Source organism: Rothia sp. 27098_8_161, assembly GCF_041432905.1.
Taxonomy (GTDB): Bacteria; Actinomycetota; Actinomycetes; order Actinomycetales; family Micrococcaceae; genus Rothia.
Genome location: NZ_JAPWAL010000001.1, coordinates 1 through 19304 on the forward strand (window position 1 = coordinate 1; position 19304 = coordinate 19304).

13 protein-coding genes are annotated in these 19304 nt (G+C 58.1%); all 13 read left to right on the forward strand.

Annotation, left to right across the window (positions count from 1 at the left end; all coding sequences use genetic code 11):
* The first annotated feature begins 112 nt into the window (after positions 1 to 112).
* A complete protein-coding gene (locus O3648_RS00005; protein ID WP_371567632.1) occupies positions 113 to 1396 on the forward strand; it encodes a MurT ligase domain-containing protein in 1284 nt (427 codons plus the stop codon).
* On the forward strand, positions 1396 to 2163 hold the full coding sequence (locus tag O3648_RS00010; protein ID WP_005508778.1) for a type 1 glutamine amidotransferase: 768 nt from the start codon (positions 1396 to 1398) through the stop codon (positions 2161 to 2163). The genes O3648_RS00005 and O3648_RS00010 overlap by 1 nt, the downstream gene beginning before the upstream one ends.
* Before the next feature lie 135 nt (positions 2164 to 2298).
* Positions 2299 to 3057, forward strand: a complete 759-nt coding sequence (locus tag O3648_RS00015) for a YebC/PmpR family DNA-binding transcriptional regulator (protein WP_279754108.1) — start codon at positions 2299 to 2301, stop codon at positions 3055 to 3057.
* A 255-nt stretch (positions 3058 to 3312) separates the two neighbouring features.
* The gene (gene ruvC / locus O3648_RS00020) at positions 3313 to 3969 is read left to right on the forward strand and encodes a crossover junction endodeoxyribonuclease RuvC (protein ID WP_371567834.1); all 657 of its coding nucleotides are present in this window, start codon (positions 3313 to 3315) and stop codon (positions 3967 to 3969) included.
* A 227-nt stretch (positions 3970 to 4196) separates the two neighbouring features.
* The gene (gene ruvA, locus O3648_RS00025; protein WP_005505871.1) at positions 4197 to 4817 is read left to right on the forward strand and encodes a Holliday junction branch migration protein RuvA; all 621 of its coding nucleotides are present in this window, start codon (positions 4197 to 4199) and stop codon (positions 4815 to 4817) included.
* 171 nt (positions 4818 to 4988) lie between these two features.
* Positions 4989 to 5975, forward strand: a complete 987-nt coding sequence (gene ruvB, locus O3648_RS00030) for a Holliday junction branch migration DNA helicase RuvB (protein ID WP_279789130.1) — start codon at positions 4989 to 4991, stop codon at positions 5973 to 5975.
* A gap of 338 nt (positions 5976 to 6313) precedes the next feature.
* The gene (gene yajC, locus O3648_RS00035) at positions 6314 to 6673 is read left to right on the forward strand and encodes a preprotein translocase subunit YajC (RefSeq protein ID WP_049342021.1); all 360 of its coding nucleotides are present in this window, start codon (positions 6314 to 6316) and stop codon (positions 6671 to 6673) included.
* Positions 6674 to 6772: 99 nt separating this feature from the next.
* Positions 6773 to 8464, forward strand: a complete 1692-nt coding sequence (gene secD, locus O3648_RS00040; RefSeq protein WP_279740041.1) for a protein translocase subunit SecD — start codon at positions 6773 to 6775, stop codon at positions 8462 to 8464.
* Positions 8465 to 8466: 2 nt separating this feature from the next.
* Positions 8467 to 9633 (forward strand): protein translocase subunit SecF, encoded by a 1167-nt coding sequence (gene secF, locus O3648_RS00045; RefSeq protein WP_371567636.1) that lies wholly within the window; start codon positions 8467 to 8469, stop codon positions 9631 to 9633.
* A gap of 376 nt (positions 9634 to 10009) precedes the next feature.
* Positions 10010 to 12427 (forward strand): bifunctional (p)ppGpp synthetase/guanosine-3',5'-bis(diphosphate) 3'-pyrophosphohydrolase, encoded by a 2418-nt coding sequence (locus O3648_RS00050; protein ID WP_371567639.1) that lies wholly within the window; start codon positions 10010 to 10012, stop codon positions 12425 to 12427.
* A 375-nt stretch (positions 12428 to 12802) separates the two neighbouring features.
* Positions 12803 to 14428, forward strand: coding sequence for a type I restriction-modification system subunit M (locus O3648_RS00055; protein WP_371567642.1), 1626 nt, complete (start codon positions 12803 to 12805; stop codon positions 14426 to 14428).
* A gap of 11 nt (positions 14429 to 14439) precedes the next feature.
* Entirely contained in the window at positions 14440 to 15651 is a 1212-nt protein-coding gene (locus O3648_RS00060) for a restriction endonuclease subunit S (RefSeq protein WP_371567644.1), read from the forward strand.
* A gap of 188 nt (positions 15652 to 15839) precedes the next feature.
* Positions 15840 to 19220 carry a type I restriction endonuclease subunit R gene (locus O3648_RS00065; RefSeq protein ID WP_371567647.1) on the forward strand — a complete coding sequence of 1127 codons (3381 nt, stop codon included), beginning with the start codon at positions 15840 to 15842 and terminating at the stop codon, positions 19218 to 19220.
* Positions 19221 to 19304: the final 84 nt, after the last annotated feature.

Genomic DNA, 19304 nt, shown 5'->3' on the forward strand with positions numbered 1-19304 from the left:
AGCCGGAGCCCCGCACCAAACCCCGGCGCCAAAACCTCAGTAGCCCCGCCCCTTCCGGCTGTAGCGAACGATACCGCTACCCACATTCAGCCGCTGGCGTGCGTGTACTAAAATGGTAAGCATGTCCAAACCCCTCATTCGACTCCTCGGCCAGGGCGTACGTGCCGCGACTAAGCTTCGCGGTGGCGGCTCCGCTTTCCCCGGCCTTGTCATGGAAAAATTGCACCCCGACTTCGTTGCTGAAGAGCTCGCGAAGCTGCCCTACGGCGTGGTTGTTGTCTCTGGCACGAACGGTAAGACCACTACCACGAAGATGGCTGTGCAGCTGCTTGAAGCTCAGGGTCTGAAGGTTTTCACTAACCGTACCGGTTCGAACTTTGTGCGCGGTGTCGCTGCCGCACTGCTGGGCGAGATGACCCTCGGCGGCAAGCTTGACGCTGATATCGCTGTGCTTGAGCTGGACGAGGCGCACGCCGTGCACTTCGTGAAGGCCGTCAAGCCCGATTACGCTCTGCTGCTGAACGTTCTGCGTGACCAGCTGGACCGCTTCGGTGAGATTGACACGACCCGCCGCATGCTGGCGACCGTCGCCTCCGCAACGACCGGCACCGTGGTGCTCAACCGTGAGGACCCGCGCATCCGCTCCCTCGCTGAGAACGTGCAGCCGGGCGTGACCGTCAAGTATTACGGTCTGGATGAGTCCCTGCGCTCGTACTTCCCCTCGGACGATGAGATGCGCGGCGGCACCGTCGCGAAGGCAACCCTGCCCGAGGCAGACGTCACCCTGACCGCGTTCTCCGGCACCTCCGCAACCTTCGACCTGGCGGGTGTGGAGCGAGTCGGCGAGATCAACCTCTACGGCATTTACAACATCTTCAACGCGGCTGGCGCTATGGCGCTGACCCGCGCCGTCATGGGCGAGAAGCTCAACGAAGATAAGCTCATTGCGGAGCTGGCGAAGATTACCCCCGCCTTCGGTCGCGGTGAGACTCTGAACGTGAACGGCCGCCCGCTGCAGCTGCTGCTGGTGAAGAACCCGAGCGGTTTCCGCCTGTCCCTGGCGAGCGCGAACGCTGACGACTACGCCACCATGATCACGATTAACGACCAGTACGCTGACGGCCGTGACGTGTCCTGGCTGTGGGATGTTGACTTCGACAGCTTGAAGAAGACCGGCGTGCAGATGGTTTCGGGTGTGCGTGCCTGGGATATGGCGCTGCGCCTGGAGCATGACGGCGTGAAGGTTGACGAGGTCAACGAGAACCTGGCGGAGGCACTCAAGCAGTTCATCGCTTCCAGCGGTAACGCGCCCATGCGTATTTTCTGCACCTACACCGCAATGCTGGCTCTGCGTGAAGAGCTCGCAAAGATCACTGACGTTGAGAGGGTTTCCTAATGACGGCAACTCACACTTTTGAGGGCACCCCCGCCTCCGGCCCCAATAACGGTAAGACTCTGCGTATTCTGCAGCTGTACCCGCTCGACATGAACATTTACGGCGACTGGGGTAACACTCTGGCGTTGGCTCGTCGCGCGCAGGCGCACGGCTTTGACGTGCAGATTCTGGACCACAACCCCGGTCAGCCTTTCCCGGAAGATGTTGACATTATTCTGGGTGGCGGCGGTCAGGATTCCGGTCAGTCCGTGATTCAGGATGACCTGCACGCGAACGGTGACACGCTGCGCTCGCTGGCTGAGGCTGGCGTGCCGATGCTCGTTATTTGTGGTCTGTACCAGCTGTTCGGTAAGGAATTCCGCACCCGTGAGGGTGAGGTGCTGAAGGGTATCGGCATTTTTGATGCGCACACGGTTGGCGGCGATGACCGCCTGATTGGCAACATTGTTGAGGAGTCTGAGGAGTTCGGCACTGTGATTGGTTTTGAGAACCACTCGGGCCTGACTTACCTGGGTTCCGGCTGCACCCCGCTGGCTACCGTCACTAAGGGTGAGGGTAACAACGTGACCGATGCGTATGAGGGTGCGCGCGTGCACAACGTGATTGGCACCTACCTGCACGGTTCGCTGCTGCCGAAGAACCCGAAGATTTCGGACTACCTGATTGAGCAGGCGGCTAAGCGTAAGTTTGGCGAGTTCACGCCGAACACGATTGACGACTCGCTGGTGGAGAAGGCGCGCGCTTCGGCTGCGTCCCGCCCCCGCTAGCATCCTATTCCGGGCGGTGGCGTGCATTTTCTGAGGTGGTGTGCGCCTCCGCTACGGTATAGTTATGTGAGTACAGTACGGTGCGTGGGACGTTTCGCCGTGCCCGCACGGAGGTTTTGACTAAGGGAGATACGAATGTCCGGTCACTCTAAATGGGCGACTACTAAGCACAAGAAGGCCGCTATTGACGCTAAGCGTGCGAAGGCTTTCGCGAAGTTCATTAAGGCAATTGAAGTTGCAGCACGTATGGGCGGTGCTGATATTGCTGGTAACCCCGCTCTTGACCTGGCTGTGTCGAAGGCGAAGAAGAACTCCGTTCCTAACGACAACATTGACCGCGCAATCAAGCGTGGCGCTGGCCTGACCGGTGAGACCATTGACTACACCGAAATCATGTACGAAGCACGCGGCCCGCAGGGTACCGCTCTGTACATTGAGTGTCTGACTGATAACCGTAACCGTGCAGCGTCTGAGGTTCGCCTGGCTGTGACCCGTAACGGCGGTACCATGGCTGACCAGGGTTCGGTTGCGTTCCTCTTCGAGCGTAAGGGCGTTGCTGAGGTCACCAAGACTGACGGTCTGACCGAGGATGACGTTCTGATGGCTGTTCTGGATGCAGGCGCTGAAGAGGTTCTGGACGAGGGCGACGTGTTCACCGTTGTTTCCGCAGCAACCGACCTGCCCGAGATCCGTAAGGCGCTCGACGAGGCTGAGCTCGAGTATAACAATGACGACCCGGTCTTCCGCCCGACTATGCAGGTTGACCTGGACGCTGAGGGTGCTAAGAAGTTCATGAAGCTGGCAGACGCTATTGAAGAGCTTGACGACGTTCAGAACGTCTACTCTAACGCTAATGTTTCTGCTGAGGTTATGGCAGAGCTGGAAGCTGAGTAATCCCTCGGATTCTGATATCTGACGTTTGAAGAAGCCGCTCCTTTAATCGAGCCGCCGTAGGGTGGCTGGTTGGGGGAGTGGCTTCTTAGCGTCTTGGGGATGGCACGAGTAGTGGCCGTACTCGTGGTGACCGTTCTCGTGGCGTGCCCTGGTGCCGGGTGCTAGGATTCTGAAGGGCTAGAATCTAGAGATTCTAGAGGGAGTTTGTCGAAAGGGGAGATAATGTCTGCCGCTCAACCTGCCGCACGCGATAGCATGCGTGAGAATCATACCGCCACCGCTGTGGAGCGTGTTTCGGGTGCGACCCGCATTATGGGCGTTGATCCTGGTCTGACTCGCTGTGGCTTCTCCATGCTTGATATGACTGCTAATCGTAAGGCGCACTTCGTGAACGTGGGTGTTGCTGGCACGATCCCGGCGGAGTCCCTGGACCAGCGTATTTTCTGGATTTTCAACGCCGCCTCCCACTGGCTCGACACCTACAAGCCGGACGCCCTCGCCATTGAGCGTGTCTTCGCCCAGGAACAGGTGAACACGGTGATTGGTACGGCGCATGCTTCGGGTGCGGTGATTTCTGCGGCTGCAATGCGCGGCGTGCCGGTGTTCTTCCATACCCCTTCGGAGGTGAAGGCGGCCGTGACCGGTAGCGGCCGTGCCGATAAGGCATCGGTGGGTCGTATGGTGACCCGTATTTTGGGTTTGGATTCCATGCCGAAACCCGCCGACGCTGCCGATGCCCTGGCGATTGCAATCTGTCACGGTTGGCGTGGTGGTGGCATCGGTTCGGGTATCAACATGGCGGCCCAGACGCAGACTCACCAGGGGTCACGCCCGGCACAGGCTCGCCGTGGCGGGTCGTTGACTCCGGCGCAGCGTGCCTGGATGGAGGCGGAGGCACGCGCTCGCCGCTAGAGGTGCCTTCGTGGGCCTGTGCGTTGCCTCCTGTTGGCTTGCGTGTATTCGCTAAGAAGTTCGAATATGTGCTTGATTTCAGAAGAAATATTCTAATATACTTGTAGTGTCTCCCCGTTGAACTGGGGGAGTGCGTTCTGAGCGTGTTCTGTGGGTGCCGGAGTTCCCGGTGCCCTCACGCTGCCGTGAGCCTCATTCCTGGGCGCGGTGTTGAAAGGTGGAGAGAAATGATTGCATCCCTGACCGGTCGTGTGGCTCAGGTTGGCCTTGATCATGCGGTGATTAACGTGAACGGTTTCGGCATGCTTGTGTACGCTACTGCGCGTACTCTCTCCAAGCTACGCACGGGTGAGGAAGCTACCGTACTGACCACTATGATTGTGCGTGAAGAGTCGATGACTCTCTACGGTTTTTCGGAGCCTGCCGAGCGTGAAGTGTTCGATATGATGCTTTCGGTTTCCGGTATTGGTCCTCGTATTGCTCTGGCGGTGTTGAGTGTTCACACTGCCGCTGAGGTGGAGCGTGCCGTGGCGACCGGTGACGATAAGGCGTTCACGAAGGTTCCCGGTATTGGCCCGAAGGGTGCCCGCCGTATTGTACTGGAGCTTGCCGGCAAGCTGATTCTCAGCGATGGTCAGACTGATGAGCTGCCGCTGAGCCAGGGCATTGTCTGGAAGCCGCAGGTGCTTGACGCTCTCACCTCTCTGGGCTGGAGCGAGAAGGACGCTTCCGCCGCTATTGACGCTTACGTGCAGCACAACCCTGCCGCAGAGACTGAGCCGGTGGGTGTGGCTCTGCGCGGTGTGCTCGCATCCTTGGGTACTCAGAACACGGTGGGCCGCCACTAAGCGGCGCGCCCTGTTCGATGTATCCCACTCAAACTTTTGTGAAAGAAGAATTCTATGAGCCAGAATCCCTATGAGCCGCAGCCCGCGGCGTCCCTGGTTTCCGGCGGGTATTTTCCCGGTCAGGTGCCCGGCACTCAGGCGTCTTCAGCTCCCGCCCAGCGCCTGGTGGCGATGGAAGAAGAGCCTGAAGAGAAGATGATTGAGGCGGCACTGCGCCCTAAGTCCCTGGACGACTTTGTGGGTCAGCGCCGTGTGCGTCAGCAGCTGTCCCTGGTGCTGGAGGCTTCGAAGATGCGTGGCCGTAGCGCCGACCATGTGTTGCTGTCGGGCCCTCCCGGTCTGGGCAAGACCACTCTCGCGATGATTATTGCGGCAGAGATGGAGGCGCCGCTGCGCATCACCTCCGGCCCGGCGATTCAGCATTCGGGTGATTTGGCGGCGATTCTGTCTTCGCTGACCCCCGGTGAGGTGTTGTTCCTGGATGAGATCCACCGTATGAGCCGCCCGGCTGAGGAAATGCTCTACATGGCGATGGAAGATTTCCGTGTGGACATTGTGGTCGGTAAGGGCGCGGGTGCGACTTCCATTCCGCTGGAGCTGCCGCAGTTCACCCTGGTGGGTGCGACGACCCGTGCGGGTCTGCTGCCCGGTCCTCTGCGTGACCGCTTCGGTTTTACCGGTCACCTGGAGTTCTACTCGGTGGAGGAGCTTGAGCTGGTACTTCGCCGTAGCGCGGGTCTGATGGACATGCAGATCACCTCCGAGGGCTTCACCGAGATTGCTGGTCGTTCCCGCGGCACGCCGCGTATTGCGAACCGTCTGCTGCGCCGTGTGCGTGACTGGGCGCTGGTGAACGGCGTGGATCGTATTAACGCGCATGATGCCGCAACCGCGCTGGACATGTACGAGGTGGATTCACGCGGCCTGGACCGCCTGGACCGTGCCGTGCTGGAGGCGCTGATTCACAAGTTCGGCGGCGGCCCGGTAGGTCTGTCTACCCTCGCTATTGCGGTGGGTGAGGAGACTGAGACCGTGGAGACGGTTGCCGAGCCGTACCTGGTGCGTGAGGGCCTGATTGGTCGCACCCCGCGCGGTCGTGTGGCTCTGCCCGCGGCGTGGGAGCACCTCGGCTTGGAAGCACCCGAAATTCAGCTCTAGTCCCGCATCAACTGATAAAACAGCAGTAGCCCGTGGGAGGTATCAGCCTCCTGCGGGCTTTTCTGTGTGCGCTCCTTGTATCTTTCGGCAACGTATCTTTCTGCAACTCTTCTGTAGGCGCTTTTGGGTTCCATCGGGCTCTGCCGGGCTTCTTCTGGGGACAGAAATTACGCCGAGAGAGTCCAAAACTCAGGTTAACCTCACAAAAATGCTGGTTCGGGGCGCTAAAGCTCATGCTCTCGCGTAGGATGGATACGTACTGTATCTACGATTCCACACCTTCTGGTAGGCTCAACCCTCGCGGTGAGCGGCACGGGTGCGGATGTGAAAGTGAGACCATGGATTTTAACCTCCTGATTATGATCGCCATGATGGCGCTGCTGGCATGGATGATGTTCTCCGCCCAGAAGCGTCAGCGTAAGCAGATGGAGGAACTGCGCGCAATGCAGCAGTCTCTCGTCCCCGGCACCCAGGTGATGACTGGTTCCGGCATCTACGGCACCGTTGTCAGCACTGACCTTGAGAACAACAAGCTGCAGCTTCAGATTGCGGACGGTGTTGTTATCACCCTGGCACTGAACGCGATTATGGCCGTCGTCGAGGAGGAAGCCCCCGCGGCGCCCCTGACCGAGGACGTGTACGAGGCTACCGCATCCGAAGCTCCCGCTTCCGATACCTCTTCTGATACTGCTAAGTAATTCAGAGCGTATGAGCCCGGCGCCCAGTGAGCGGCGTCGGGTTTTCGCGTTACGGAATCTGTAGAACACTCAATACTATTCACACGAAGAAGGAACATTATGGCTAAGCGTTCACCGCTTGCAGCCGCGCGAGGGGCACTCCTCTCGATGGTCCTGCTCATGGTTGTTATGGCTGCCGGTATTTTCGGCACCACCTACTCGGGAGGTTCTTGGGCACCGAAGCTCGCCCTGGACCTTTCGGGTGGTACTCAAATGATTCTTTCTCCGAAGGTCAATGGCTCTTCGGATGAGAACGTCTCCCAGGAGCAGTTGAACCAGGCGGTTGAGATTATTCGTCAGCGCGTTGATGGTGCCGGCGTTTCGGAGGCGGAGGTTACCACCTCCTTCGGCTCGGGCAATAACGTAGTTGTTTCGGTTCCCGGAACGATGAGCGCTGAGACTCGTCAGCTGATTCAGGCGTCTGCAAATATGACGTTCCGCCCGGTGCTGCTGTCTGGTGCCGGTACTGCGGTGGCTGAGGATGCCCGCACTGCGGACGATAAGCTGCCCAAGCCGTCTGCGGAGCCGACTAATGGTTCGGACCGTAACTGGATTACTGCGGATCTGTACAAGCAGTACGAGGCGAAGGACTGCACCGCGGCACGCAATGAGGACGCCGATAGTGCGGACCCGACTAAGCCGATGGTGGCGTGCTCCACTGACGGTCAGGAGAAGTACATTCTGGGTCCTGTGGAGCTGAGCGGTAGCGATATTTCTACCGCAAGCCACTCGCAGGAGACGAGCGGCCAGGGCGTGACTACGGGCCGTTGGGCTGTGAACATTCAGTTCAACGATGAGGCTCGTGAGAAGTTCCAGAACATTACTTCTCGCCTGAACGCGATTCGTGCGCAGAACGCACATGATCCGCGTGCCCGCTTCGCGATTCTGCTGGACGGCAAGGTGCTGTCTTCCCCGGTGTCGCAGGCAGTGATTTCTGACGGCAAGCCGCAGATTACCGGTAACTTCACCGAGCAGGAGGCGAAGGCTCTCGCCGATCAGCTCAAGTACGGTGCCCTGCCGATTAGCTTCACGATCCAGTCGGAGCAGCAGATTTCTGCGACCCTGGGTTCGGAGCAGTTGCGTGTGGGTCTGCTGACCGGCCTGATTGGTCTGCTGCTGGTGTTTGTCTACTCGCTGTTCCAGTACCGTCTGCTGGGCTTTGTGACGATTGCGTCGCTGATTGTTGCGGGCATCATCTCGTATGAGGCGATTGCGCTGCTGGGCTGGGCGTTGAACTACCGCCTGTCCCTGGCTGGTGTGGCGGGTCTGATTGTGGCGATTGGTGCTACGGCTGACTCGTTCATCGTCTACTTTGAGCGTATCCGTGATGAGATCCGTGCGGGCCGCACGATCCCGTCGGCGGTGAACCACGGTTGGCAGCGTGCATCCCGCACTATTCTGGCGTCGAAGGCTGTGAACCTGCTGGCTGCTGTGGTGCTGTACGTGGTGTCGGTCGGTTCGGTGAAGGGCTTCGCGTTCACCCTTGGTTTGACTGCGATTGCTGACCTTGTGGTTGTGTACCTGTTCACCCACCCGATGCTGACTCTGCTGGCGAATACCCGCTACTTCGGTGAGGGTCACCGCCACTCGGGCTTGTCGCCTGAGTCGCTGGGCGCTACGCCGCTGTACCGTGGTGCCGGTCGCCTCCGCAGCCCGGAGGAGAAGCAGCTGAGCATTGCTGAGCGTCGCCGTGCAGAGCGTACTGCCGCTGAGGCTGACGAGTCTGCTTCTGATGAGAAGAAGGAGAGCTAAGCATGGCTACCGATGTGAAACCTAATGCTTTTGCCCGCTTCGGTAATGACCTGCATTCGGGTGCCCGCTCGTACCCCTTCGTGGGTAAGCGCCGCCTGTGGTTGCTGCTTGCGGCTGTGCTGATGGCCGTTTCGGTTCTGATTCCGGCTGTTGGTGGTGGCTTCAACCTGGGTATTGATTTCCGCGGCGGTTCGGAGTTCGTGGTCTCGAAGACCGCGCACGTTGATACTGCTACGGGTGAGCGCATTATTCACGAGAAGGCGAAGGATGCTTCGGACGTTCGCGTAACCAATATTGCGCCGGGTACGATTCGTGCCCAGATGAGCAAGCTCAGCGATGATGAGACTCTGCAGGTGAAGGCCGCTTTGCAGGAGGGTTACGGCGTCTCTGAGAATGACGTGACCTCCTCGTTTGTGGGCCCGACCTGGGGCGCGGATGTGACCCGTCAGGCATTCTGGGGTCTGGTCGCGTTTGTGGTGCTTGCGCTGATTGGTATGGCGTTCTACTTCCGTACCTGGAAGATGTCGCTGGCGTCTATTGCGGGCCTGTTCTTCACCGTGGTGGTGACGGTTGGCCTGTACGCCGCGTTCGGCTTCGAGATCACTCCGAGTGCAATTATTGGTTTCTTGACGATTCTGAGCTACTCGCTGTACGACTCGGTGGTGGTGTTCGATAAGATCCGTGAGAACACCGAGGATGTGCTGGAACGTCGTGACACGACCTTTGCCGAGCAGATTAACCTGGCGGTGAACCAGACCCTGGTCCGTTCGATTAACACCGCTATTGTGGGTGTTCTGCCGGTGGGCGCGATCCTGTTCATTGGTGCCTTTATCCTGGGTGCGGGTACTTTGCAGGACCTGTCCCTGTCGCTGTTTGTGGGTATTCTGGTGGGCATGTTCGGCACGCTGTTCGTGTCTGCTCCGCTGTATGCTTCGCTGCGTTTGGGGGAGGCTCAGATTCGTGAGCACTCCGCGAAGGTGGAGAGCGGCAACCTCAAGGACGCTGACGAGGCTGAGGGTGACTCTTCGGAGGAGCATGCCGAAGCTGAGAAGTCCAGCAAGTCTAAGGCGCCTGAGGAATCCGCAGAGGAGGAGAAGGCAACCGAGAAGCCCGCTAAGAAGCCGGCACGCGCAACTATTGAGATTCACCGCGTGAACCTGAACGGTTAGCCAGCGTTCCGCCAGCACCACTGGCATCGCTAACGATAGGGGAGTCGATACCGAGAGGTGTCGGCTCCCCTTTAGCGTGCCCGCGGTTTTATATCCGCTGGTTTGTTCCCCATGGCTTGTTCTAGCCGCGGCGCGGGGTAGCAGAGCCTGGGGAGTGGCGCCTCCTTGTTCCCCGCTGAACCTCATGTTTGCCGGGCTAATGTTTCACCGGCCTAATATTTCGCAGCGCGGCATAGTTTATGCACATATTTTGGCTCATATCCGCGCGCTGGGTAGGATAAAGGTAGAAGATACTGCACGCCCGCATCCACGCCTTTCAACGACGAGCAGATTCGGGAGTTCAGGTCATCGCTGTTACGTCCAAAGGAGCCTGAAAATGAGTGCAGAAGCTGAACTGAACGCAAACACTGAGAGCCAGGAGCCTCAGCAGGCTAAGGCTGTTCGCGGCTCGCACCGCGTCATGGCTGCTGGCGGACGTGTGCCGAACCGCCTGGTATTCGGTAGCCGCAGCGGCAAGATAGAGGCGCCCGATTCGCACGGCGGCACTATCCGTTTCTCCCCGATGATTGCGCCGGTCGTGCGTGCCGTGCGCCGCTACCACCCGGACGAAGACATCCAGGTGCTGCAGCGCGCCTACGAGGTGGCGAACCGCTGCCACGAGGGTCAGAAGCGTAAGAGTGGCGACCCGTACATCACCCATCCGGTTGCTGTGACCGCGATTCTTGCTGAGATGGGCGCGACCGGCCCCGTGCTCGCCGCTGGCCTGCTACATGACACGGTGGAAGACACCGACTACACGATGGAGCAGCTTACTGACGAGTTCGGTGAGGAGGTCGCCTACCTGGTCGACGGCGTGACCAAGCTAGACAAGATGACCTACGGCGAGAACGCCTCCATTGAGACGATTCGTAAGCTCGTGCTGTCTATGAGCAAGGACATCCGTGTGCTGCTCATCAAGCTTGCCGACCGCCTGCACAACGCCCGCACCTGGCGTTTTGTGCCGCAGGCTTCTGCCGCGAAGAAGGCAGAAGAGACCCTAAAGATTTACGCGCCGCTCGCGCACCGCCTGGGCCTGAACACGATCAAGTGGGAGCTGGAGGACCTGTCCTTCGCCGCTATGAGCCCGGAAATTTACGCCGAAATGGTGCGCATGGTCGGCGAACGCACCCCCGCCCTCGAAAAGTTCCTGAACGAGGCGCGCACCAAGATTAAGGAGCGCCTGGCGCAGGTCGGTATTGAGGCGACGGTGACGGGCCGCCCCAAGCACTACTATTCGATTCATCAGAAGATGAAGACGAAGGGCCGCAGCTTCGACGAGATTAATGACATTCTCGCCGTGCGCATCATGGTTGAGGAAGAGGCAGAGTGCTACACCGTGCTCGGTCACGTGCTGTCCTTGTGGCCGTCGATGACCGGCCGTTTCAAGGACTACATTAAGAACCCGAAGAACAATAACTACCAGTCGTTGCATTTGACTGTGTACGGTCCGGGTAACCTGCCGCTTGAAATTCAGATCCGCACCTACAAGATGCATGAAGAGGCTGAGTACGGTGTGGCGGCACACTGGCGCTACAAGGCGGCGTCGCGCGGTGAGAAGGTCGCAGCTCGTGGCGGCGCGCCCGCGAAGGACCCGAAGGAGCCGGGCACCCAGACCTCGGCGATGATGAACGTCGGCATCCTGCAGTCCATCGCCGAAATTTCGAACTCCAACCCCGAGTCGGAGAAGTTCTACGAGTCGCTGGCAGACACCCTCGACACCGACGAAATCGTCGTACTCACCCCCAACGGCGAAGCAATCGCCCTGCCCAACGGCTCCACCCCCGTGGACTTTGCCTACGCCATCCACAGCGAGGTCGGCGACCGCACCGTCGGCGCGAAGGTCAACGGCCGCCTCGTACCGCTGCACACGGTCCTGCCCACCGGCGCCACCGTGGAAATCATGACAACGAAGAACGAGGATGCTGGCCCCAGTGAGGACTGGCTGAAGTTCGTTCGCTCCTCACGCGCTCGCACGAAGATCCGTCAGTATTTTGCGAAGGAACGCCGCCTGGAGGCGCTGCTCGCCGGCCGCGAGATGCTGACGAAGAGTATGCGTAACAGTGAGTTGCCGTTGCAGAAGATGATGAGCCCGGAGATTATGACTCAGGTGGCTCAGCTGCTGCATAAGAATGATGTGGCGTCGCTGTACCGTGCGATTGGTGAGCATGAGATTGCGCCGAAGCAGGTCATCGAAACCCTGGTTGAGGTGCATCGCGGCGATGAGCCGGCGCCTGAGGTTGAGGTCAACGACTTTGACGAGACGCTACTGAAGTCCACCCGCAAGGCGATTGGCGATAACGGCGTGATTGTGCCGGGTGCTGAGGGCGTGCTGACGAAGATTGCGCGCTGCTGCACCCCGGTTCCTCCGGATGACATTATCGGCATTGTGACCCGCTACAACGGTATTTCGGTGCACCGCCGCGACTGCCCGAACATGCGTAACGCTGACGAGGAGCCTCGCGTGACCACGGTCAAGTGGGCGTCTTCGCCGACCGCTACGTACCGTGTGCAGATTCAGGTGGAGGCACTGGACCGTAAGGGCCTGCTGAGCGACCTGATTCGCGCTATCTCTGAGTCGGGCGTGAACATCCTGGATGCGCGCGTGCACACCTCGGAGGATCGTACCGTGGTGGACCGCTTCGCCCTGGAACTGGGTGACCGTTTCATGCTGGAGCACGTGCTGAATGTGGTCCGTAACGTGACGGGCGTGTACAAGGCGTACCGCCTGACCGGCGCGAAGCCCTCGGAAGCGTAAATACTTTTCTATACCCAGATGCCACATGTGTTGAACACATGTGGCATCCGGACGTTAAGCGGGGGAGAGTCGGGGGAACTTTCGATAGGTTAGTGTCTTCACTACGGGTTAAAGACCCACGGCGAAGACACTAACCTATCGAGACAACCAGTGGCTCAGCGATGACGAACCAGCGAGTATGGGGTCTGGGGAACCCGTATACTGAAAGAGTTCGCGCCGCCGGGTACGAATCAGCTTGTGGAAGCTATGAACACTCCCACCGAGTAGGGCTTCTGAACCCACACTGGCGTATGTGTACGACCGGGACCGCACGGGTCCCGAACTTTGACGTTTCTTCGACGAGAAACGATAACTAATGAGAGGTTGACCGCCCCTATGACGACGCAGTCTACGGATTCTTCCGCTACCACTGACGAGCACCGTAACCGTAATGCTGAGCGTGCGCAGCTGCACTCTACGATTTGGCGTATTGCGAATGACCTGCGCGGTTCGGTAGACGGCTGGGACTTTAAGCAGTACGTGCTGGGCATGCTGTTCTACCGTTACCTCTCTGAGAGCCAGGTGCGCTTTGTGGAGAAGAAGTACGGTCTGGATCAGGCTTTTGAACAGATTCCTGATGAAGCTTTTGATGAGGATACTCGCCGCATGCTGGTGGAGGAGCGTGGCTTCCTGCTGCTGCCCTCTCAGCTGTTCTCTGTGGTGCATGCGAAGGCGCGTCAGGATCAGAACCTGAATGAGACCCTGGCGAACGTGTTCAAGGCATTCGAGGAGTCGGCGCGCGGTACTGAGTCTGAGAACAACGTGAAGGGCCTCTTCGACGACTTCGTACTGGACTCAAACAAGCTGGGTGTGAGCCCTGCGGCTCGTCACGAGAACCTGCTCAAGCTCATGGATGCTGTGGCGGATATGAACCTGGGTAAGGACTACGAGGATAGCGAGAATGATGCATTCGGTGACGCCTACGAGTACCTGATGGGCATGTACGCGGCGAATGCGGGTAAGAGTGGCGGCGAGTACTACACTCCGCAGGAGGTTTCGGAGCTGCTGGCGAAGATTGCCATGGATGGCCGTGAGGCTGAGCAGATTCGTACCGTGTATGACCCGGCGTGTGGTTCGGGTTCGCTGCTGTTGAAGTTTAAGCGTGAGCTGGGTAAGAACTCGGACGGCCTGCGTTTTGTGGGTCAGGAGATTAACCTGACGACCTATAACCTGTGCCGCATGAACATGATGCTGCACGGTGTGCCGGTGGATGATTTCAGTATTGCGCACGGTGATACTTTGATTGATCCGAAGCATCGTGGTGGTGCGGGCGGTGATTTTGAGGAGCCGTTTGGTGCGATTGTGTCTAACCCTCCGTATTCGACGAAGTGGAAGGGTGATGATGACCCGACCCTGATTCATGATGACCGTTATGCCCCGGCGGCTGTGTTGGCGCCTAAGTCGAAGGCTGATTTGGCGTTTACGATGCATATGCTGGCGTCTCTGGATGAGGCGGGTACGGCTGCTATCGTTGAGTTCCCGGGTGTGCTGTACCGTGGCGGTGCGGAGCGTAAGATTCGTGAGTATCTGTTGAAGCAGAACGTGGTGGATGCTGTGATTCAGCTGCCTGCCAACCTGTTTTACGGTACGAGCATTGCGACCTGCATTTTGGTGTTGAAGAAGGGTCGTCGAAAGGACCATTCGGTGCTGTTCGTGGATGCATCTGCGCTCTTTGATAAGGGCACGAACCAGAATATTCTGGGTAAGTCGCACCGTGAGAAGATTTTTGAGGTGCTGGCGGCTCGTGAGGAGCGTGAGCATTTCTCGGCGCTGGTTCCGGTGGAGAAGCTGCTGGAGCAGGAGGCGAACCTGGCGGTGTCGAGCTGGGTTGAGCCGGAGGATACGCGTGAGTGCGTGGATATTGTTGAGCTGAATTCTCGGATTGAGGGTATTGTGGCTCGTCAGGCTCAGTTGCGTGTGGAGATTGACGCTATTGTGGCGCGACTGGAAGGCGGCAAGTAGTCGTGGCGGAGGTGACGAATTATATTGACCGCCTGGTGGCTGAGCTCTGCCCGGACGGGGTAGAGTACCGCCCGCTGGGTGAAATTGCTGATATTGGAACTGGTAAGAGCGATAAGAAGGACGCTCAGGAGTCTGGGCAGTATCCTTTTTATGTTCGTTCCAAGACAATTCTTCGGTCGTCAAAGTATCTATACGATGAGACTGCAATTGTTATTCCTGGTGAAGGTGGCGTTGGTGAAATCTTCCACTTTGTATCCGGGAAATATGACCTGCATCAGCGCGCCTACAGGGTTTCTTTTACGGTTGATGAAATGAACCCCAAGTTTGGGTATTACTATATTTCTTCATTCTTTAAAGAATATATTAACCGGCATGCAGTTGAAGCTACCGTCAAATCTATTCGTAAGCCAATGCTTGTGAAGTTTGAGGTTCCTGTTCCTCCCTTGGAGATTCAGGAAGCGATTGTTGAAATTCTCGACAAATTCACGAACATGGAAGCGGAGCTGGAAGCGGAGCTGGAAGCACGTACTCTGCAATACGAGTACTACCGTGGCTCTCTCTTTGGAACTCTCAAAGACCCCGCAACCGGTCTTCCTGCTATTGCTGGTCTGGTGAAGACGCTCTGCCCTGACGGAGTAGAATATCGCTCTCTGAAAGACGTTGTAGCCAAGAATTACGGTGGCGGAACTCCCAGCAAATCTAAAGCAGAGTACTGGGAGGGCAATATTCCTTGGGCTTCTGTAGGTGACCTTTCTGATGATGTTTTGGAAGTTACAGATACTAGGTCAAAAATTACAGAAGAGGGAGTAAAAGGAAGCTCTACGAATATAGTTCCTGCAGGGGCAGTTATTGTCGCAATTAAAATTAATCCTGGCAGGATGAAAATTGCTGGAATGAATCTAGCAATTAATCAGGATATTCGTGGGCTGGTTCTGAATGATTCAATGAATGCAAGGTTTTTGACTTATTACTTCAGGACCCTCATGTTTGCTGGTCATGGAACAATCGTAAAGTCAATTACTAATAAGCACTTGATGGAAACCAAAATCCCGGTTCCTCCTATGGAGATTCAGCAGCGCATTGTCGATATTCTCGACCGCTTCGACGCACTAACCAGCAGCCTCTCCGAGGGTCTACCCGCAGAGCTCGCAGCGCGTCGCAGCCAATACGAGTACTATCGCGACCAGCTACTCACCTTCCCCCGCAAGGGCGAAAACCAGTAGGCACCTGCGCATCATGTTGCGCATCAAACTGCGCATCACGCGCGCACCCCGTGCAGGGGCGGCACCCCGCCACCCCTGCACGGGCCGCTAGACCTCAACCATATACCTCAACCACACTCAACAAACTGGGCCCGCTAACTCTGAGCCCAACCATCCACGCACTCAACCCCTACGCAAAGGAGCACCCCGTGGAAACCGTACCCAACCACCCCCGCCCCACCGAAGGACGCACCGAAAGCATCCTCAGCTCGGACGACTTCACCGTCATCGTTAAGCTCAAGGGATCAGACCTCCACGAGGAATGGAAGGCCCAGCAACAGCAGAAGCGCGAGCACCAGAGCGAAGCGCAGCTCGAAGCCGAACTCATCAAAACCCTCAAAACCCAGGGCTACGACTACCAGCCGGACCTCACCGACGAAGCCGCGCTCATCCGTAACCTACGCAAACAGCTCGAACGCCTCAACACCCGCGCCGAAGAAGGCGCCTACGGCCCCAACAGCGGCTTCCACTTCACCGACGAAGAATTCAACCGCCTACTCACCGAACACATCGCCCGCTCCAACGACGGCATCCTGGAGAAGGCCAAGCTCATCCAGGAAGAACGCTTCATCGACTTCCGCCTCGACAACGGCACCCTGCGCAACATCATGCTCATCGACGCCGCCTACCCCGCACGCAACCGCATGCAGGTCATCAACCAGTACCGCGTGCCCACTGCCAACGGAAAGGTACTCAACCGCTACGACGTGACCATCCTCGTCAACGGCCTGCCCCTCGTACACATCGAACTCAAGAAGCGCAACGTGAGCATCCGCGAAGCCTTCAATCAGATCGAGCGATACCAGAACGAAGGCTTCCAGCAGGACAAGCACCGCCTCTTCGAATACGCCCAGATCTTCGTCATCAGCAACGGCTTCGAAACCAAATACTACTCCAATACCGTGCGCCACAAGCACGTCGAAGACCAGCAGAAAACCGGCCGTAAGACTGCCTCCGGCGGCTCCGCAGGCAAGAGCTTCGACTTCACCAGCTACTGGTCAGACGAACAGAACAACCGAATCAACGACCTGATCCTCTTCGCGCGCACCTTCCTCACCCGCCACACCCTCGCAAACATCCTGACCCGCTACTGCATCTTCACCGTAGGCCAGGACCTGCTCGTCATGCGCCCCTACCAGATCGCGGCAACCGAGAAAATCATTAAGCGCGTCGAAATCGCCAACAACGACCCCAAGCTGCTCGGCACCAAAGAAGCCGGCGGCTACATCTGGCACACCACCGGCAGCGGCAAAACCCTCACCAGCTTCAAAACCGCACGCCGCCTGGCAGAAACCGGACTCGTCGACAAGGTACTCTTCGTCGTGGACCGCAAGGACCTCGACTACCAGACCATGCTCGAATATAACAACTTCCAGGCAGACTCCGTCAGCTCCACCGGCAGCACCCGCGAACTCAGCAACCGCCTCGCCGACCGTGGAACCAACATCGTAGTCACCACCATCCACAAACTGTCTAACCTCATCACCGCCGAACCCGAACACCCCGTCTACGGCCAGCGCGTAGCCATCATCTTCGACGAATGCCACCGCTCCCAGTTCGGCCGCATGAACACCGCCATCAAGAAAAGCTTCAAGAAGTACAGCATGTTCGGGTTCACCGGAACCCCCATCTTCGACAAGAACTCCGCAGGCGGCCCCGGCACCACCACCGTCGAAGTCTTCGGCGACTGCCTGCACACCTACACCGTCGTTGACGCCATCAACGACAAGAACGTGCTGAAATTCCACCTGGAATACACCAACACCAGCCCCCACTTCGCCGAACTCGAAGAAACCTCCTACGCAGAAGAAATCGCCGCCGAACACGCTGAAACCCCCGACGCAAAGGAACTCGCCAAGTTCGCAAAAAGCAAGGAAGTACTCGAAAGCCCCGAACGTATCGAAGCCGTAGCCACCTACATTCTGGACAACTACGACCGCAAAACCAACCAGAGCGCAGCCACCAGCTACGACATCAAAAAGACCCGCACCATCAACGGCGTCACCGAACACTACGTACAGCGTGTGCGCGGCTTTAACTCGATCCTGGCAACCTCGTCTATTGATGCCGCCTGCACCTACTACGACGCCATCAACACCCTGCAAGAAGAACGCATCGCAGACGGCACACTGCGCCCCGAACAGAAGCTCAAGGTTGCCATCATCTACTCGCAGGGCAACGGTGGGCAGCTCTTCGACACCTTTGGTGAAGAAGAAAACTTCACCTTCGCTACCGAAGACACCGGCAGCCGCATGGACGGGTTCCTCGAAGACTACAACACCATGTTCGGCACCAACTTCAGCACCGACGGTGACTCCTTCGACAACTACTACAAGGACGTCTCCCGCCGCATGAAGGTACGCGAACTGGACCTGCTCATCGTCGTTAACATGTTCCTGACCGGCTTCGACTCTAAGACCGTCAACACCCTCTGGGTGGACAAGAACCTGAAGATGCACGGCCTGGTGCAGGCGTACAGCCGCACCAACCGAATCCTCAACTCGCTCAAGCCCTCCGGCAACATCGTGTGCTTCCGCGACCTCGAACAGGCAACCAAGGACGCCTTCACCCTCTTCGGCGACACCGAAAACAGCAACGGCCAGTCCGCCCTCGATATCGCCTTCACCCGACCCTACAAGGAAGCCTACGCCGCATACGATCAGGCTGTCTCTGACCTGCGCGAAGAATTCCCCATCGATGAGGGCGGCTCCATCACCGTGGACACCCCCGAAGACAAGGCCCGCTACATCAAGCTCATGAACGATGTGCTTGAACTGCAGCAGGAACTGCGCGTGCACGACGAGTTCATCCGCGACGGCGGCAACGAACTCATCAGCGACTACGACATGCAGGGCTACACCGGTGTCTACAACGACATCTACGAAGAGATTCGTGAACAGCGCAAGGCACAGGAAGAAGGAACCGATGAGGGCGAGGAGAGGACTGATGAGGTCGACCCGTTCGCTGGTGTCCACTTCCTCACTGAGCTGGTGAAGCAGCAGGAAGTCGGTGTGCTCTACATCCTTGAGCTCGTCAAGGCAGCCCGCGCCGTACGCCATGGCAAGGCCGACGCGGCAGGTGAGAACAGCACCGCCGAAACCGCCCAGGACAGCGTGGAGTACTTCCGTGACCGCGTGCGCCTCGCAATTCGTAACGACGCTGACCTGCGCGAAAGCGGCGACATCATCGAGGACTACTTCGATACCTACCTGAACGAGTCCGAAGACCACGACGTGCAGGAACACTTCCACCACTACGTGACCGACCGCCGCACCCGCGAAGAAGACACTATCGTGAAGGATGAAGAGCTGGACTCCGTAGAGACCCAGCGCGTCGTCAACCGTGCGCTCAAGGAAAACCGCCGCACCATTCCCGGCAAGATCAGCCGCCTGGTCAAGGGTAAGATTTCGCTCTTTGGCGGCAAGCTCGGCGGCGCGAAGACTGAGGACGCAGCAACCAAGGCGAAGCGTGTGAAGCAGAAGCTGGAGAAGCATATCGTTCGCTTCATGCCGTTCCTCGGTGGCAACTAACCCTGCGGTTATTTGCCCAGAGGTAATCCGCCCAGAAGCCACATATGTTTCGAAAAGCCACGATAATGGTAGCTTCTCAAAACA

Excerpts from the sequence above, each read along its gene's own strand:
- O3648_RS00005 (WP_371567632.1), top strand. The coding sequence starts at position 113 with ATGGTAAGCATGTCCAAACCCCTCATTCGACTCCTCGGCCAGGGCGTA.
- O3648_RS00010 (WP_005508778.1), top strand. The coding sequence starts at position 1,396 with ATGACGGCAACTCACACTTTTGAGGGCACCCCCGCCTCCGGCCCCAAT.
- O3648_RS00015 (WP_279754108.1), top strand. The coding sequence starts at position 2,299 with ATGTCCGGTCACTCTAAATGGGCGACTACTAAGCACAAGAAGGCCGCT.
- ruvC (WP_371567834.1), top strand. The coding sequence starts at position 3,313 with ATGCGTGAGAATCATACCGCCACCGCTGTGGAGCGTGTTTCGGGTGCG.
- ruvA (WP_005505871.1), top strand. The coding sequence starts at position 4,197 with ATGATTGCATCCCTGACCGGTCGTGTGGCTCAGGTTGGCCTTGATCAT.
- ruvB (WP_279789130.1), top strand. The coding sequence starts at position 4,989 with ATGGAAGAAGAGCCTGAAGAGAAGATGATTGAGGCGGCACTGCGCCCT.
- yajC (WP_049342021.1), top strand. The coding sequence starts at position 6,314 with ATGGATTTTAACCTCCTGATTATGATCGCCATGATGGCGCTGCTGGCA.
- secD (WP_279740041.1), top strand. The coding sequence starts at position 6,773 with ATGGCTAAGCGTTCACCGCTTGCAGCCGCGCGAGGGGCACTCCTCTCG.
- secF (WP_371567636.1), top strand. The coding sequence starts at position 8,467 with ATGGCTACCGATGTGAAACCTAATGCTTTTGCCCGCTTCGGTAATGAC.
- O3648_RS00050 (WP_371567639.1), top strand. The coding sequence starts at position 10,010 with ATGAGTGCAGAAGCTGAACTGAACGCAAACACTGAGAGCCAGGAGCCT.
- O3648_RS00055 (WP_371567642.1), top strand. The coding sequence starts at position 12,803 with ATGACGACGCAGTCTACGGATTCTTCCGCTACCACTGACGAGCACCGT.